Annotated in this window: 2 tRNA genes; both read left to right on the plus strand. The window is 55.5% G+C overall.

The features are described from left to right. Positions 1-188: 188 nt before the first annotated feature. Positions 189-265 (plus strand) — tRNA-Ile (locus tag IB263_RS33865). 31 nt (positions 266-296) lie between these two features. Next, positions 297-372, plus strand: a tRNA-Ala gene (locus IB263_RS33870). Positions 373-416 lie beyond the last annotated feature (44 nt).

A 416-nucleotide genomic window follows, 5' to 3' on the forward strand; every position in this document is an offset into this window, starting at 1 on the left:
GTGCTTTTTAGAACATAGATGGCACCAGTCAGGTGACCATCGAAACGCAATACGCCACGGAAATACCTTTGGTATTCGGTTGGTATGGCGAGTGCCGCCGTCCACGTTTCTCTTTCTCACAAGGATACGAACCACGCCCGCTCACTTTAAGCGTCGAGCGACACTTAGGTGGTGCGTGCAACCGGAATGGGCCCGTAGCTCAGGTGGTTAGAGCGCACGCCTGATAAGCGTGAGGTCGGCAGTTCGAGTCTGCCCGGGCCCACCATTCTGGGATCTGGCAGATGATCGGAACGGTTGGGGCTGTAGCTCAGCTGGGAGAGCACCTGCTTTGCAAGCAGGGGGTCAGCGGTTCGATCCCGCTCAGCTCCACCAATTCGATTGGTGTTGAACTGACGGAAGATATCCTTGGAGAAAAT

It is taken from the genome of Ensifer sp. ENS03, from assembly GCF_014852035.1.
GTDB classification, from domain to species: domain Bacteria; phylum Pseudomonadota; class Alphaproteobacteria; order Rhizobiales; family Rhizobiaceae; genus Ensifer; species Ensifer adhaerens.